12 protein-coding genes are annotated in these 17020 nt (G+C 38.9%); 7 read left to right on the top strand and 5 right to left on the bottom strand.

Annotated elements, in window-relative coordinates:
* Nucleotides 1-120: 120 nt before the first annotated feature.
* Nucleotides 121-1128 (bottom strand): D-alanine--D-alanine ligase family protein, encoded by a 1008-nt coding sequence (locus tag B3139_RS19385; RefSeq protein ID WP_293885135.1) that lies wholly within the window; start codon nucleotides 1126-1128, stop codon nucleotides 121-123.
* A gap of 145 nt (nucleotides 1129-1273) precedes the next feature.
* Here B3139_RS19385 and B3139_RS19380 point away from each other — a divergent pair, with 145 nt between their 5' ends.
* From B3139_RS19380 to B3139_RS19355, 6 genes are all read left to right on the top strand, one after another.
* Entirely contained in the window at nucleotides 1274-2254 is a 981-nt protein-coding gene (locus B3139_RS19380) for a PASTA domain-containing protein (protein ID WP_293885134.1), read from the top strand.
* Between the two features lie 184 nt (nucleotides 2255-2438).
* Nucleotides 2439-3479 carry an endolytic transglycosylase MltG gene (gene mltG, locus B3139_RS19375; protein WP_293885133.1) on the top strand — a complete coding sequence of 347 codons (1041 nt, stop codon included), beginning with the start codon at nucleotides 2439-2441 and terminating at the stop codon, nucleotides 3477-3479.
* The gene (locus tag B3139_RS19370; protein WP_209576611.1) at nucleotides 3479-3886 is read left to right on the top strand and encodes an acyl-CoA thioesterase; all 408 of its coding nucleotides are present in this window, start codon (nucleotides 3479-3481) and stop codon (nucleotides 3884-3886) included. The genes mltG and B3139_RS19370 overlap by 1 nt, the downstream gene beginning before the upstream one ends.
* Before the next feature lies 1 nt (nucleotide 3887).
* Nucleotides 3888-4853 carry a YihY/virulence factor BrkB family protein gene (locus B3139_RS19365; RefSeq protein WP_293885132.1) on the top strand — a complete coding sequence of 322 codons (966 nt, stop codon included), beginning with the start codon at nucleotides 3888-3890 and terminating at the stop codon, nucleotides 4851-4853.
* A 226-nt stretch (nucleotides 4854-5079) separates the two neighbouring features.
* On the top strand, nucleotides 5080-7011 hold the full coding sequence (rpsA, locus tag B3139_RS19360) for a 30S ribosomal protein S1 (RefSeq protein ID WP_293885131.1): 1932 nt from the start codon (nucleotides 5080-5082) through the stop codon (nucleotides 7009-7011).
* A gap of 100 nt (nucleotides 7012-7111) precedes the next feature.
* Entirely contained in the window at nucleotides 7112-7951 is an 840-nt protein-coding gene (locus tag B3139_RS19355; protein ID WP_293885130.1) for a sulfurtransferase, read from the top strand.
* A gap of 1 nt (nucleotide 7952) precedes the next feature.
* Here B3139_RS19355 and B3139_RS19350 read toward each other — a convergent pair whose 3' ends face one another.
* The 4 genes from B3139_RS19350 to gyrB form a co-directional block, all read right to left on the bottom strand.
* Nucleotides 7953-9854 (bottom strand): RecQ family ATP-dependent DNA helicase, encoded by a 1902-nt coding sequence (locus tag B3139_RS19350; protein ID WP_293885129.1) that lies wholly within the window; start codon nucleotides 9852-9854, stop codon nucleotides 7953-7955.
* Entirely contained in the window at nucleotides 9851-11935 is a 2085-nt protein-coding gene (locus B3139_RS19345) for a ComEC/Rec2 family competence protein (RefSeq protein WP_293885128.1), read from the bottom strand. The genes B3139_RS19350 and B3139_RS19345 overlap by 4 nt, the downstream gene beginning before the upstream one ends.
* Nucleotides 11932-13911 (bottom strand): helix-hairpin-helix domain-containing protein, encoded by a 1980-nt coding sequence (locus B3139_RS19340; RefSeq protein ID WP_293885127.1) that lies wholly within the window; start codon nucleotides 13909-13911, stop codon nucleotides 11932-11934. Before B3139_RS19340 ends, B3139_RS19345 begins: the two co-directional genes overlap by 4 nt.
* 210 nt (nucleotides 13912-14121) lie before the next feature.
* Entirely contained in the window at nucleotides 14122-16080 is a 1959-nt protein-coding gene (gene gyrB / locus B3139_RS19335; RefSeq protein WP_209576626.1) for a DNA topoisomerase (ATP-hydrolyzing) subunit B, read from the bottom strand.
* A gap of 191 nt (nucleotides 16081-16271) precedes the next feature.
* Between gyrB and B3139_RS19330 the strand changes: the two genes are divergently transcribed.
* Nucleotides 16272-16889, top strand: coding sequence for an OmpH family outer membrane protein (locus tag B3139_RS19330; RefSeq protein ID WP_209576628.1), 618 nt, complete (start codon nucleotides 16272-16274; stop codon nucleotides 16887-16889).
* Nucleotides 16890-17020 lie beyond the last annotated feature (131 nt).

Genomic DNA, 17020 nt, shown 5'->3' with positions numbered 1-17020 from the left:
CCTCAATAAATTTGAGACAGCCTCGTCTTTTGTTATCTTTAGTTACCACGTCGCATATTGTTAACTTTAGCAATCGTACTAACCTTCGATTCATATCCCATCCCCTATATAAGGACAATATTATTTCGACTGCAAGGCTGTTTCGATCAATTCGCCGTAGAAATCGCCTTCTTTCATTCCAAAAGCGCGTACTTGCTGCGGTATGAAACTTTGCGCCGTCTGCCCCGGAATAGTATTGATTTCGATAAAATAGAATTTATCGGTCTCGTTTTCCAAAAAGAAATCAATGCGCACCATACCTTTGCAATTCAATCTGACATAGACCTCTTTCAAGATACGTGCAACCCGTTCCTGCTGTTCGATAGTCAGCTCTGCCGGTGTAATCTCTTCGGTCAGTCCAGGTATGTATTTCGCTTCATAATCAAAAAATTCGCGCGTAGTCCGTACCTCCGTAGCAGGTAAAACAACCAGCTCACCTTTTGAATTGCGAAAAATTCCTTCCGAAAACTCGCGTCCGGTTACAAATTCTTCGACAATGACCTGTTTACCTGTATTCTCTGCATCAAAAGCTGTATCGATCGCTGCTTTCAGCTGTGCAGATTCTTTCACCTTGGTCATACCGATACTGCTCCCGCCTGCATTAGGTTTCACAAAATAAGGCAGCGAGAGATTGCTTTCGACCAGTTGGACCGCTTCCGGTCGCTGCGATTCAAATAATAGGACCGATTTCGCCAAATGCAGCTCTGGAATATCCGATAAAATCGCCTTTGTATACCCTTTATTCATCGTCAAGGCAGAAGTTAGCGCGTCACATGATGTATAAGGAATATCTAATAAATCAAAATAACTTTGAAGTCTCCCATCTTCTCCAGGCACACCGTGTACCATAATAAATGCCAAGTCAAAAACCAAAACATCCCCATGCAATGGAAGCGTGAAATCTGCTTTAGAAATGGGATGACGCTGGCCATCTACATCTTCATAGTACCATGCTTCTTTGGTCACCGTAATCAGATACACATCGTATTTGTTGTGATCAAGTTGCGAATTGACGAAGGCTGAACTTTTAAAAGAAACTTCAGCTTCTCCTGTATAACCTCCAGTTATTAATGCTATTTTTGCTTTCATAAATTTTAGCGATTCGAATAGCAAATATAATTTGCTATACACGGAAAAACGAATAATTTTGTGACGAATAATTTTATTTAATCTTTCTGCAAACTTGGCTTTAATATTGCGGTTCTATGCAGAATTAATTTTTATTAACAAAGAAATGTCCAAAGTAGTACAATATCTTCAGACCCCCACGTTTAGGAAAAATCTTATTGCCGCTTTCATTGCGATAGTATGCCTATTCCTTTTCGTTTATATTGGTCTGAAAGTATATACCAAACATGATGAATCTATTGCGGTTCCTAAAGTCAAAGGACTTCATATCAGTGCGGCTATTCAGGCGCTGGAAAATGCTGGGCTCGAATATCAAATTGATTCCGTCTATCAGATGGACGCTAAGCCTGGTATGGTCATCGAACAAGATCCTGAACAAGGATTCCATGTAAAATCCGGTCGGACTATTTATTTGACCATTATCACACAGGTGGCACCTGAAGTTGCTTTTCCGAATATAAAAGATAAAACATTGATCGAAGCCACCGCCATCTTGAAAAACCATAACCTTAGAATAGGAGACACATCGTATGTAGCGGACATCGCAAGAGATATCGTTTTGGATGCTCAATTTGCAGGACAATCCATCCGTAACGGACGTATGATACCTAAAGGTTCGCGTATAGATCTCGTTTTAGGAAATGGACTGGGAGCAAATGAAGTAGAGATACCTAACTTAATTGGACTTCCTTTAAACGAGGCGAAGTTTGCCTTATCTGGAGCTGGATTAGGTCTGGGCACTGTGACCTATGATCCAAATGTAACGGATACCGCTACCGCAGTAATCAGTGTACAATCGCCAGGAATCGAAAAAGGCCTAACCAGCTTAGGCGCTAAAATTGACGTAACACTTTCAGTTACAGCGCCAGCACCTATTACAGATGCTCCAACAGGTGGTACGACAACACCTAAACCACAAGCAAACCAAACACAAGCTAATCCGCCGATCGCTAAGCCTAGTGCACAATCGAAGCCTGCTGCTCCATCGAAAAGTACGACCGCAAATACACCAGCAACTAAGCCGGCAAATAACTCCGCGGGGCAGAAAAAAGATAAGGAAAATAAAGGAAATAGCCTTGGCTTCTAAAGCGATCAGCGTAAAATGAAACTGCATTGAATCACCGTTAAAAGATGCTAAAGCTTTAAAGTTTCAAAACTATAAAACATATGAAAAAACTGCGCTTTCATACGCGAGATTTTTCGAACATTGACCGCTAAAGGCTGCATGAATGCCATGAATAGCGAATAACAAATGATTAAAAAATTTTAGAATGGAAAATAAAAAAGGAATACCAAGTTGGTTAAAAATCATTGCTCTGATCGTTCTTGTTGTTGGAGGTTATTTTGCTTGGAAATTTTATAGCACGTTTTATGCTTCGAATGTATCGGGAGATAAAAAGTACCTGTTTATACACGAGGGTGAAAGGTATGAAGATGTACTGAAATCAATCAGTGATTCAAATCTATTGGACGATATCGCTTCATTTCAGCGTGCAGCACAATATAAAAAATATGAACAGAGTGTAAAACCAGGACGTTACCTGCTGACACCTGGAATGAACAATAGACGTTTAATTGGCAATTTAATGGGTGGCTACCAAGAACCCGTAAAATTCCGATTCGCCAATGTCCGATTAAAAGAAAATATGGCGGCGCTTCTTGGAAAAAGTTTCGAAGCTGATTCAGCACAATTTATCGCTGTGCTGAATGATGAAGCTACGGCGCAGAAGTATGGATTTACAAAGGAAAATCTGATCACGATGTTTATTCCTAACACGTACGAAATTTACTGGAACACCAGTCCCGAAAAGGTAATCGCTCGTTTTGATGATGAATGGAAAAAATTCTGGAATACGGATCGCACGGCGAAAGCAAAAGCGCTTAATTTGACACCACAGCAAGTCAGTACGTTAGCTTCCATTGTCAAAGGGGAAGCGCTACATCAAGATGAAATGCCCATGATTGCTGGACTTTATTTAAACCGCCTCAAAAAGGGGATGTTGTTACAGGCAGACCCAACAGTGATCTTTGCTAATAATGATTTTACAATCAGAAGGGTATTGAATAAGCACCTCAGAACAGACAATCCCTACAATACGTATATTTATAGAGGATTGCCTCCAGGCCCGATTTCTATTCCAAGCATCGCTGCTATTGATGCAGTGTTGAACTTCAAGCAGCACGATTACATCTATATGTGTGCGAAAGATGATTTCTCAGGTTACCATAATTTCGCAAAAACAGAAGCAGAGCATTTGATCAACGCACGCAAATTTCAACAGGCTTTGGACGCCAGAAATATTAAAAAATAATGTTTGTATTTGACCATCAGATTCGCGTTCGCTATGCAGAAACAGACCAAATGGGCTATGTCTATTATGGCAATTACGCTGCATTTTATGAAATAGCGCGAACTGAAATGCTTCGGAGCACAGGGATCTCGTACCGAGAACTGGAAGAAATGGGTGTCATGCTCCCTGTCACAGAGATGAAGACCAAATATCTAAAACCAGGCAAATATGATGACCTGATTACAATCCGTGTGACCATCCGAAAGAAACCTGCTGTTCGTATTGTTTTCGAGTATGAGCTTTTCAATGAGAATGGAGAGCTACTCAACCAAGGAGAAACGACATTGGTCTTTGTCAATATGGAGAAAAATAGACCTTGTATGCCTCCGCAGGTTTTCTTGGATAAGATGAGTAAATATTTTAATTGAAATGGGGAAAATCCACCAATGGCTATTAAACTTTGAACCTTATTTTAAATTGATCGAATGGAGTAAACGGGTCGTACTACCTGGCTTTGGCTCGCTCCCTCTTTACACCGTAGCTGTATTTTTCTTTCAGGAAATTTCCAGAGACTCCATTATTAGCAAAGCTTCCTCCCTTTCCTACAGCTTTCTATTAGCTATTTTTCCGGGCATCATATTTTTATTTACATTAATCCCATACATTCCAATAAATAATTTTCAAGAGCAATTGTTGGATTTTCTTGCGGTAGTTATTCCTAAAAATGCTTTTCTCGTTGTTGAAACAACTTTGGAAGATATTATCAAAAATCAAAATGGCGGATTGCTATCCTTCGGTTTTGTGTTTGCAGCCTATTTTGCAACCAACGGCATGGCCTCCCTGATGAATGCATTCAATAAAGCATCATTAATGACGGAAAAAAGGCCTTGGATCAAAAAACGATTGCTTGCCTTAGCTTTGGCTTTCTTAATTATCTTTGCCTTGACTGTTGGAATGACGATCTTTACGATTGCTGGCATTACGATAGACTATCTTAAAGAAACGACGGGTATCAAATCAAGCTTCTGGGCGATATTGCTTAAGATAGCCCGATGGTTGATTATATTCGCGATCTATTTTTTTACGGTGAGCTGTATCTACAAATTTGGCCCTTCAACCTCCAATAAATGGAAACTCTTTAGTGCAGGAGCATCGATGGCCACTATACTAGCGATATTGACTTTTTCAATATTTACTTTTTATATCAATCACTTCGGCGCATACAACAAATTGTATGGTTCCATCGGAACGTTAATTGTCATTATGCTCTGGATTTATTTAAATACGCTTATTTTATTATTGGGTTATGAACTCAATGCTGCCATTGCACTGTCCAAACAAACCATTGTTATTGCCAAACCACGTATTTTTAATTCGTTTAAGAGAGAAGATTAAGTCATTTAAGCACGTTAATTTATGCTTTCCAAGAAAATAATTTCAGCAAATAAAGTCGAGAAATAACAAAGTCAACCTTCAATTAACACCCTTGACAGCTTGACCTATAAAAACATCCCTATAACTGAAAGTCTTTCAATAAAATAAGAAAAATAAAATTTTGCATTTAAAGTTTTTTTGTACCTTTGCAACTCCTACAAAGTAGGAAAAAGGAGAAAATTAATTAATGGCAAAAAAACAAGAAGCAGAAAAAGAATTAGCAGCGAAAAACGCAGAGCTACAAGGTGCTGACACTAAAGTAGTGAAAGACACTGAACAAATTGAATCAGAAGCTGATTCAAACTTAATCGACGAAATCAAATCAAACACGTGGATCACACCAGAAGGTGAATTTGACTGGGATGCAAATGATAAAGGTTTCGGAAATTATAGCGAAGCTGAACGCGCTAAACTTGAAGCACAATACGCAGATACTTTCAATCAAGTTAACCAAGGTGAAATTATCGAAGGTACTGTAGTTTCTATCAACAATAAAGACGTCGTCTTAAATGTTGGTTTCAAATCTGACGGTTTAGTTTCTTTATCAGAATTCCGTGACTTACCAGAATTAAAAGTTGGTGATAAAGTTGACGTATTCGTTGAATCTCAAGAAGATGCTAACGGTCAATTAGTACTTTCTCGCAAACGTGCTAAAACTCAAAAATCTTGGGAAGCTATCAATGAAGCATTAGAAAATGATGCAATCATTACTGGTTTCGTTAAGAGCCGTACTAAAGGTGGTCTTATCGTTGACATCAAAGGTGTTGAAGCATTCTTACCTGGATCTCAAATCGATATCAAACCTATCCGTGACTACGATGTATACGTAGGTAAAACAATGGAATTCAAAGTTGTAAAAATCAACCACGAATTCAAAAACGTTGTTGTATCGCACAAAGTGTTAATTGAAAACGACTTAGAAAACCAAAAATCTGAGATCGTAGCTAAATTAGAAAAAGGTCAAGTATTAGAAGGAACTGTTAAAAATATCACTGACTTCGGTGTGTTCATCGACTTAGGTGGTGTTGACGGTTTGTTGCATATCACAGATATCTCTTGGGGTCGTATCGAGCATCCAAAAGAAGTTTTATCACTAGATCAAACAATCAACGTTGTTGTATTGGATTTTGATGATGAGAAAAAACGTATCGCTTTAGGCTTGAAACAATTATCTGAGCATCCTTGGGAATCTTTAGATACTGCATTAGAAGTTGGATCTAAAGTTAAAGGTAAAATCGTAACAGTTGCTGATTACGGAGCTTTCTTAGAAATTATCCCTGGTGTTGAAGGTTTGATTCACGTTTCTGAAATGTCTTGGTCACAAAACTTACGTTCTCCACAGGAGTTCTTAAAAGTTGGTGACGAGATCGAAGCACAAATCTTGACGCTTGACCGCGATGAGCGTAAAATGAGCTTAGGTATCAAACAATTGACTCCTGATCCTTGGAAAAATATTACTGACCGTTACCCTGTAGGTTCTAAACAAACAGCTGTCGTTAAAAACATGACTAACTTCGGTGTATTTGTTGAATTGGAAGAAGGTATCGACGGTTTGATCCACATCTCTGATTTGTCTTGGTCTAAAAAAATCAACCACCCTAACGAATTCACTAAAGTTGGTGAAACACTAGACGTAGTTGTTTTAGAATTAGATGAAGAAAACCGTAAATTGTCTTTAGGTCACAAACAATTGGAAGAAAATCCTTGGGATACTTTCGAAACGATCTTTACTGAAGGCTCTATCCACGAAGGTACTGTGATCAAAGTTGGTGATAAAGGTGATATCGTAGCTTTACAATATGGTGTTGAAGGTTTCTGTCCTTCTAAACACTCTGTGAAAGAAGACGGTTCTTCATTGAAAGTTGATGAAGTTACTTCATTCAAAATTATCGAGTTCAACAAAGAGAACAAACGTTTAGTAATCTCTCACTCTCGTATCTGGGAAGAAGAGAAAGAAGAAGCTCGCAAAGAAGAGTCTAGCAACCGTAAAAAAGACGCTAAAGCTGAGTCTTCAGCTGTTAAAAAAGTAAAAGATTCTGTTGAAAAATCTACTTTAGGCGATTTAGACGTGTTAGCTCAATTGAAAGAGCAAATGGAAAATGATAAGAACGCTAAGTAATTAGCAATCTACATCCATAAAAAGCGGCTGTTCCAAAAAGAACAGCCGCTTTGTTTTTATACGGATGCTTTGTACTTTTGTATTCAATAAACAGTATTTTATGTCATTCCAATCATCCTTAATTAGCCCTATACAACTTCAGGAATCATTAGGACAAAATGCAAACATCATCCTCCTGGATTGTACAATCGATAAAGTAGGTCAATCGATTAAAGAGGCGAAACTTGAGATACTTCCCCATTCGCAATTTTTTGACATCGAAGGAAAATTATCGGATCCTAATTCGAAATTACCACATACCCTCGTTTCGCCCGAAGTATTCGAGCGCGAAATGCGAAGGTTGGGAATTAATCAGGATAGTATACTTGTGTTGTATGATAGATGGGGTATTTATTCGAGTCCAAGAGCGTGGTGGATGCTTAAGGTTATGGGTTTTAAACAGGTCTTTATTTTAAATGGCGGTGTTCCCGCTTGGAAAAACAACAAGTTTCCCCTCGTAGAAGAGTATAAAACCGCTGTAAAACCCGGTAATTTTAAGGCGCAATTTCAAGAAAACCTGTATGCTGATAAAGAGTATATATTGACTCATTATCGCGATACTAAAGTCAATATTTTCGACGCTAGAAGTAAGGGGCGATTTAGTGGTTTGGTAGCTGAACCTCGTAAAGGCCTACATAGTGGACATATCCCCCATTCCAAAAATCTACCTTTTGAAGAATTACTTGATGGTATCGTTTATAAACCAATTGATGAATTGAAACGACAATTTAATCACTCTAATAAGACCGGAGATGAGTATATCTTCTCCTGTGGATCGGGTATCACAGCCTCTATATTAGCATTTGCTTGCCATCTTGTAGGCCACGGACAAATTCGGGTATACGACGGATCTTGGTCTCAATGGGGGCGCGAAGAACTCAATCTTCCAATCGAAAAATAAGTTAAAATAAAGTATTCCAAGAATAGAGATTATCCTCTAGGCGGATTTTTTCGGCATCCAGCAGATCACGAATGATCTCTATTCTTTTCTTCTCCGTACCTATTGTTAAACTACCTACCAAATCATGGATATTTTTCGCTCCAGCGAGTAAACTGCTTTTTATTTCGGCCTTTATATTTGTCCGCTGCTTTTCTCGGTGATTACGGATCAGGCACAAATCACACACTTCACAGAACCCCGCATTTTTCTCACCAAAATATAATAGCAGCGACTGACTGCGGCAATTGCTTTGTTCAATATAATTAATCATGCCATTGACTTCCTCTTCCTTCACCTGATGGCGATCACGAATAAAAACATGGTCGATATGCAAATGTTTGTAATCGACCCGATTCTGTAAGAATGTCAATTGCGGTGAATCTGTAGAAGGCAAATAAGTCGCTATTTCGAACGTTTCTAACGACTTCAATAGCTCCACGACACGACCGTATGGTATACCTAACTTACCTGCAAATTCGTATTCATTGATTAATATGAAGTTCTCAAATACGCCGCCATAGCTACGTAAAATAGCCTTGATGAGCTTATCATATTTTGCATACTGAACCTGAAATTTATATAACTCAGCACTGTCAATCTCAAATTTAAAACGTGAAGGGATTGTAACAGCCTCCGACAAGACCAGCCAGGTATCCCGCTCCAGAAATTTTAGTGCACTCATCACTGGTACCAAGGGTAGCTGATATTTTTTAGCAAATGTAACGACATCAAAATCTACTGTCACCCCTTCTCCAGAACCATAAGGAATCTGAAAATGATTACAAAGGTAGTGATAGGTTTGTTGAATAAAGGAAATATCTGGAAAACTAGCCTGCAGATTATCCAGTAGTTTCTGCTCATCTGCTTTTTGATAAAGAATAACAGGATAAGCTTTTTTTCCATCCCTACCGGCCCTACCGGCTTCTTGATAATAGGCCTCCAGTGAATCTGGCAGATCCAGATGAATCACAAAGCGCACATCAGGTTTATCGATCCCCATTCCAAAGGCATTTGTAGCGACAATAACGCGAACAACATTTGTCATCCACCCATGCTGCTTCTGATCCCGCTCTTGCCCAGAAAGCCCTGCATGGTAATAATCCGCAGAAATCCCATTATTGACCAAAACACGCGCTACTTCTTGTGTTTCGCGCCGGTTTCTTACATAAACAATACCGCATCCGCCCAATTTATGGATGATGCGTACCATACGCCCCATCTTATCCTCCTCTTCAATAGCCATATAAGCCAGATTATCCCGAAGAAAGCTTTTGACAAATACATTTTCCTTCAAAAAACCGAGTTTCTCCTGAATATCGGTTATCACACGGGCCGTTGCGGTGGCTGTAAGAGCCAAAAATGGAACTTTAGGATGTAGTTCGCGTAATTTAGCTAATTCTAAATAAGGCGGTCTAAAATCATATCCCCATTGAGAAATGCAATGTGCTTCATCTATGGCAAATAGATTGACATTCATAAATCGTATACGTTCTCTTACGATATCATTGTACAACCTTTCGGGAGAGAGATAGAGAAATTTTATTTTCCCATAGACGCAATTATCCAGTGTGATATCCACCTCTCTCTTCTTCATACCAGCATAAATTGCGACCGCTTGAATTCCATTTCTTTTCAAATGTTCAACTTGGTCTTTCATCAACGCAATGAGCGGTGTAACCACGATACAAATTCCTTCTAGCATCAATGCAGGTACTTGAAAACAAATCGATTTCCCCCCACCTGTCGGCAATAAAGCCAAGGTATCTTTACCAGAAATGACAGATTGAATAATTTCTTCCTGCAGGGGTCTAAATGAGTCAAACCCCCAGTATTGCCTTAAGATTGATATACTATCTTGCGTCATAAGTTCTCCTTATTCCAAACATACGCAAAATTATCTTTCATGAGATAATTTTGTATCCCCAAACTATCCAACATGTGTTGCATAAGCAGACACTTCTCCATGGAATTGGATCCATCCAGTACAACAAGTTTTGGTCTGATTTGCTTCAATACATCTGGTAAACCATATAAAAAGTTTTTTCTGATAATGACCAGATCAGCAGGTGACATCGTTCCTTTCGAATGGGACAAAATAGCGACTCTGCCTAAAGGAAGCGTCACAAAATAGTTCTTTCGATCCCGTCCATTTAATGGCACAAATTGAACTTCACCTGCCGATAACAATGCAATTTCCCTTCCACAAGCATATTGTAACCCTTTGGCCTGCAAGGAATCAAAAGTGCTATAAACAATTCCGCGACCAGCTTTGAAATACCCCATCGTCAATTCATGCTTCGTATTGTAAATACGAAACCGTTCTGAATCATTACTTACTAACCATTTTTTCCCATTGATTAGCAACATTCCAATTCCACAATATAGCCCGAGCCATACGTACCTCTTATCTTTCCACTGAAAAGCATATAAAAAAGAGAAAACTGAAAAATAGGCCAAAAATAGAATACTGGGTTCCATAGGGACTATTTTTATAGTCGAAAAAGGTAAATGATCAATAAATTTCAGACAGCATAGTATAAAATCAATGAGATGTTCTAGAAGAAAACCCAAAATCTCATTAAGCCAGTCGACAGGGTTAATGGTCATAATAAAACCAGCATACATCACTAGGGTGGAAGGAATATCGACAAGTAAGTTGGCAATCAGAAAATAAGTAGGAAACTGTCCAAAATAATAAAGACTCAGCGGTGTTGTCAGAATCTGTGCGGCAATAGAAACCGTTAATATATCTCTTAAAAATCGGAGTATAGAACTTTTGACCGGCAGAAGTGCATTCACCAGCGGGGCACATATTATCATACCCAAAACGGCTAAAAAAGACAATTGGAAACCAACGTCATTAATAGCCCGGGGCGCAAACAATAGAATCAATACAGCAGCAATAATAAGCGAATTCAAGCTTGAAAAGCTTCGTTTAAAATATTGTGCACATAGGACAAAACTAATCATGATAGCTGCGCGTGTAATCGGCGCATCAAGCCCTGCTATAAATGCATATATCCAGATCGTGCCCCATAATAAAATTAATGGTAGCCACTTCAGATAAAGTGGCCATGCAATTTGTCTGATAATAAGAGATAAAAAACCAAATAGAACGGCAACATGCATCCCCGATACACTTAAGATATGCACAGTTCCTGTATTGGTGAAAGCCTCCATATTATCATTACTGATCTCGCTTCGAAAACCGTATAACAACGCCGATGCAATCGCAAAATTTTCATCCCCTTTAAGATGGCTGCGGAGCTTAACTAAAAAAAATCTCCGCGCTTGCAAAGCGAGTCCAAACACTGAAAAGCCCCTTGTTTCTTGCCGACTGATCACCCTATAGTAGCCAGATTTCACAAAAACTTCATGATGTATTAAGTACTTGCTCAAATACTCCCTATAGTCAAACTCCATTGGATTACGCGGCGGAGCTATTCTCTTCAAATCCCCTTTTAACCATAAGAAGTCACCAAACTGAAGGAAATTTTTCGTACTCAATTTTAGGGTTATCATCAATCGGCCGGAACTTGGGACAAACTTACCTTGCCTATGAACACCAATCACTTCTGCAGAAAAACGGATAATATGCTGCTTTATCTTAGGTTCCTCGATTATTTTGACTACATAACTATCCGTTTCTAGATGAGAGAAGTGATTAATGACAACTTGTGGGTCATTGCGCCAAAATTGATAAATTCCAAATAATATAATAGATAGGTAATAGCCGCAGGTATAACCGTATTTACGAATTTTACCCCTAAAAAAATAGCAACACATGGTTAGCAGCGTCATTACTATCAATGCTTGCAGTACATGTTGAAATATCGGGCGAGAAATTGGCAGTGTAGGAGCCAAAAGAAGCGTCAAAATATATAGGATGGCAATCTTAAGAATAGGAATGCGCTCTAGTCTTTGGAGAAAACTTAACTCTTTCATAATTGCCACCTCAATTGTAACCTAACGTCAGATTTCCTATTACCATCGATCTGATCCAATCCTGTTCCGATAACCTCTCTCCCCGGATAATAGTATAATGCATATTTGGCCCATACCTGAAGATGGCGGCTTAAGCGATAGTTTAGATTAAGATAAGTTCTCCATCCCTTTGTATTGTACATGCCGAAACCGGCTGCGTACAGTACATCTTGCTCATAAGCATAGATTCTATTATCATAGCTCGCTGCGTCAAAATATGCGACCCGCATATTAGACTGGAACTTTCCGGCTGCCGACTTCCAGAATACATCCTGAAAAAGCATATACCCGAAACTGCTTTCCTGATACTCTTTTTGGAACATATTAGCTTCTGCGCGGGAACGAACAGTCCATCGTGAGTTAAGACGATAATGAAATTCTACCCTTAATTGCTGCTTGACTGTATTCACAAGCCCATGTTCGGTCTGTCCCTCTCCGGTGTAGTTAACTTGTTTTAATCGGTTGCGATAACGCAAGGAAAGTTGCCCCTTTTTATACCACATGTAACTTAGCTGACTGAAGAAATCAGCTCCTGTAGATAGTGTATCAGCCTGATACTTTGCTCCCGGAAAACGGAAGACATCAGCATAATTAGACCAGAGTAATTTTCTTCCAAGCTGGTACGTTAATCCCAAATATACTCCCTGCTCATTCGACGTATCCCCCGATTCACCAAACCCCTGTCCATAAAAAGTATGAAAATTCTTCTTGTAGTCGCGAAGTAAGAGGACCGAAGATAATCGTGGATGTAAACTTATTATGGACCCTGCTAATAAAGCCGAACCACCATCCATGCTGTTGGCATATTCACCGAACAAATAGATATTTCGAATGGTATAGTTTGTATACAAACTTATGTTTCGCAGAAAGTCACCTTCAAAATCAGCTTGTTGTCGTATTCCCTTTCCTTTGATTTTAAAGACATCCAACTGGGTCTGGTTAAAATGAATACCTGCTTTGAGCCGTTTATAGCGCCACAATAAATTCAATCCATAGGCCATTTGAGACGCGGCACCACGATATTTCTGTTCGGTTGGAGTACGATGTAAACCAGTACTTGCAATCGTTGAAATCGTTGCCGGAAAAGTTGTACGGTCAACATTTCCGTCAATCGATCGATAAGAAAAATAGGGTGTAATTTCGATATGTTTAATCTGTAAAGTTCCCGCAATACCACGCATAAAATTAATCTCATTTAACGAAGTGTAGGATTTTACACCAATCCCTTGTCTTGCGGCATTCTGTACCAATCCTCCTTTTCCAAAACTCAAACCATTCCACATACTGAGCCCCTGGCCAAATCGCAAAGCATAGTCGCCGATCACGATATTCCTGAACCGGCTAAAGTTCTTTATGGACAAACTCATACTATAGAAATCAAATCCCATTTTTTGCCCATCTCTAAAAAAGGGTTCCCCGGCATCTTTTTCCATATTAATGGCGAGTTGGATTCTATCGTTCAATTGGGCTCTGTACCTTAGCGCATAGCGATTAGCATCGCCGAGATACCTGGATCTCGTTGTATCAGTGATACGATAGCCCTTCGCTTTCTCGAGTGTCCGAGCATACCGAAACATAATTTCTTGCTTAAATTTTCTTAATTTAAGGACGTTTAATGGTGATTCAGAGCCTACTTTTACAAAAGGTAACAATAGATAGACTATTCGTTCATTAAATCCTTCGATAGCCTGTAATTCCAATACATGGATAAAATTTCCTGAAATAGCCCTATGCGCTAATAGATGCTCAATTAATAAAGGATTTAGAAATTGTAATTCAGCGAGTTCACTACCATCAGTTTTGTTGAGGTCGATGGGGTGTTTGAGATAATGATACCACTTTTCATTCAGTTCGCTCAAATCAGCATCCTCGGGAAGCTCTTCCGATAAGCTTTCAAATAAATCTTGGAGATCGATTTTTTCATTTGTCTGCGCCATACAGGTTCCAATAAAACAACCTATAAAGAGCAAAATTTTGCTACAATATGTCATAATAGGTTTTAATTAATATTGGCTAGATGTTAGGCGATGAACCTTTTATCCCGGCAGAAAAAAGACTCATTAGCATGAAAATAGGAAATATAAATGAATAAAAAAAGCNNGCTTTTTTTATTCATTTATATACAATTCCTTTAGGCTAAACTCACATTAAATATCAATTTTAGCATAACGTGCATTTTTTTCAATAAATTCACGACGCGGAGCAACTTCGTCTCCCATTAACATGGAGAAAATACGGTCACATTCCGCTGCATTCTCAATAGTTACTTGTCTCAAGGTACGCGTTTCAGGATTCATGGTCGTATCCCACAGCTGTTCAGCATTCATCTCACCAAGACCTTTGTAACGCTGTACGTGCACACTATCCTCTTTACCAGTTCCCTTCAAACGCTGAATAGCATTGATACGTTGATCTTCATTCCAAGCATATTCGTGCTCTTTTCCTTTTTTGACCAGGTATAGCGGCGGCGTTGCAATATACACATATCCTCTTTCAATCAATTCTTTCATATATCTGAAATAGAATGTCAAGATTAATGTTGTAATGTGGGACCCATCCACATCGGCATCCGTCATGATGATGATACGGTGGTAACGTAATTTTTCGATATTCAATGCTTTAGCATCCTCGGCAGTACCTACACTCACGCCCAAAGCCGTAAACATATTTTTGATCTCTTCATTTTCGTAGATCTTATGTTCCATTGCTTTCTCAACGTTAAGGATCTTACCACGTAGCGGCATGATCGCCTGATGTTTTCTATCACGGCCAGACTTAGCTGTACCACCCGCAGAATCACCCTCGACAAAATAGATCTCACATTTCGTTGGATCGTTGTCTTGACAGTCGGCCAATTTACCCGGAAGTCCAGAGCCACCCATTACGGTTTTACGTTGTACCAAATCACGGGCTTTACGCGCAGCAGCACGCGCTTGAGCAGCTATGACTACCTTTTGAACGATAGCTTTCGCCTCACGTGGGTTCTCTTCCAGATAAACACCCAAGATCTCCCCAACAGCGACATCTACAGCCCCCATTACCTCGGAATTACCTAGTTTAGTTTTTGTCTGTCCTTCAAATTGAGGTTCTGCAACTTTCACTGAAATTACAGCCGTCAATCCTTCACGGAAGTCATCACCCGTAATTTCAACTTTCAAATTCTTAAGCAAACCTGACTTGTCCGCGTAAGCCTTCAATGTACGTGTCAAACCACGACGGAAACCAGCAACGTGTGAACCACCTTCAATGGTATTAATGTTATTCACATAAGAATGCACATTTTCAGAATACGTATCATTATATTGTAAAGCTAGTTCAACAGGGATACCTTGCTTGATACCTTCCACATAGATTGGGTCAGGAATTAACGCCTGACGGTTTCCATCCAAAAACTTAACAAACTCCTTAAGCCCACCTTCAGAATGGAATGTTTCCTTTTTCTCAGAACCGTCCTCATTCGTCTCGCGTTCATCATTCAACGTCAAACTCACCCCTTTATTTAAAAATGCAAGTTCACGAAGACGATTTGCCAAAGTATCGTAATTATACACTGTAGTCTGCGTGAAAATAGTAGGGTCTGGATGAAATGTTACAATTGTACCAGTCTTATCTGATACACCAACTTCTTTCACATCATACAGAGGCTTACCAATTTGATATTCCTGCTGATAAATCTTCCCGTCACGATGAACCTCGGCCTTCAGAAGAGTAGATAATGCATTCACACAGGACACACCTACACCATGCAAACCACCAGAAACCTTATATGTATCTTTATCAAATTTACCCCCAGCATGTAATACTGTCATCACAAGCTCCAAGGCCGATTTATTTTCCTTTTTGTTGATTCCTGTAGGAATACCACGACCGTTATCCCGAACAGAAATCGAATTATCTTTATGGATAGTTACAAAAATGTCTGTACAATACCCTGCAACAGCTTCATCGATTGAATTGTCAACTACCTCGTATACCAAATGGTGTAGTCCTTTTACACCGGTATCACCAATATACATGGATGGACGCTTACGAACCGCCTCTAAACCCTCTAATACCTGGATATTATCGGCGGAATAGGTGGATGCATTTTTATTTTCTTCGCTCATTGAAAACCTCTTAAATGTAATATTCAAAAATACGAAATTTTGCCCGATTTATCAAGCCCACAAACAAGTATCGAGCCGATATCTGGAATTGTCAGAACATGGGATAATTTTACTTTTTTATTCTAAAAACTAGAATTTCGATTTTTTTGTGGTAGGTTTGTTTTCAGTAATAATTGCAAAAAAACAAAAAAATGAATACTATATCTTCAATTGTATCGAAAGTATCCTTTGCCCTTTTGTTGGCTGGATCGATTGCATCGTGTAACCAAGGTACAAAAACAGCAAGCGAGCCTGCAAAAAATGATTCCAATACGGTAAACAAGGAAAATCAGGGAAGTAGTAAAGATAAAATTGTCTATTTAAACTCCGATTCTCTTTCAGAAAAATACCAATATTTTAAGGATATTAAATCAAAGCTTGAAAATAAAGTAAAGAAAGCACAAACAGACCTACAATCCAAAAGTACTGCATTTCAACGTGAAGTTGCCGAATACCAAAAAAATGCAGCGACGATGTCAGCTGCTGATCGACAGGCTACAGAACAAAAATTAGCACGAAAACAAGATGAGCTTGCACGCTTGGACCAGACAGCGTCTTCCTCGATAGCAAAAGACGAGTCTGAAGAATTCAACAATGTTTATAACAAAATAACCGAATTCCTAAAAAAACATGCGGCAGAAAATGGATATAAGTTAGTATTGACCTATTCAAAAACTAATCCGACAGTCTTATATGCTGATCCTTCTTTGGAAATCACCAATGAAGTAATCAAACAATTAAACGAAGAATATAAATCTTCTAAAAAATAGAAGATTACACTAATTTAGGAAGAGGCTGTCTCAAAATGACAGTCTCTTTTTTTTGCATTATCTAAGGCTTATAATTTGTTTTAATTGTTTGATTTTCATATATTTATAGCGTAAACAAAAAGGATATATGT

This window comes from Sphingobacterium sp. UBA1498 (assembly GCF_002325125.1).
Taxonomy (GTDB): Bacteria; Bacteroidota; Bacteroidia; order Sphingobacteriales; family Sphingobacteriaceae; genus Sphingobacterium.
This window is presented reverse-complemented; position numbering and strand designations above follow the sequence as displayed.

Coding starts and splice junctions, on each gene's coding strand:
- B3139_RS19385 (WP_293885135.1), bottom strand. CDS start 1,128: ATGAAAGCAAAAATAGCATTAATAACTGGAGGTTATACAGGAGAAGCT.
- B3139_RS19380 (WP_293885134.1), top strand. CDS start 1,274: ATGTCCAAAGTAGTACAATATCTTCAGACCCCCACGTTTAGGAAAAAT.
- mltG (WP_293885133.1), top strand. CDS start 2,439: ATGGAAAATAAAAAAGGAATACCAAGTTGGTTAAAAATCATTGCTCTG.
- B3139_RS19370 (WP_209576611.1), top strand. CDS start 3,479: ATGTTTGTATTTGACCATCAGATTCGCGTTCGCTATGCAGAAACAGAC.
- B3139_RS19365 (WP_293885132.1), top strand. CDS start 3,888: ATGGGGAAAATCCACCAATGGCTATTAAACTTTGAACCTTATTTTAAA.
- rpsA (WP_293885131.1), top strand. CDS start 5,080: ATGGCAAAAAAACAAGAAGCAGAAAAAGAATTAGCAGCGAAAAACGCA.
- B3139_RS19355 (WP_293885130.1), top strand. CDS start 7,112: ATGTCATTCCAATCATCCTTAATTAGCCCTATACAACTTCAGGAATCA.
- B3139_RS19350 (WP_293885129.1), bottom strand. CDS start 9,854: ATGACGCAAGATAGTATATCAATCTTAAGGCAATACTGGGGGTTTGAC.
- B3139_RS19345 (WP_293885128.1), bottom strand. CDS start 11,935: ATGAAAGAGTTAAGTTTTCTCCAAAGACTAGAGCGCATTCCTATTCTT.
- B3139_RS19340 (WP_293885127.1), bottom strand. CDS start 13,911: ATGGCGCAGACAAATGAAAAAATCGATCTCCAAGATTTATTTGAAAGC.
- gyrB (WP_209576626.1), bottom strand. CDS start 16,080: ATGAGCGAAGAAAATAAAAATGCATCCACCTATTCCGCCGATAATATC.
- B3139_RS19330 (WP_209576628.1), top strand. CDS start 16,272: ATGAATACTATATCTTCAATTGTATCGAAAGTATCCTTTGCCCTTTTG.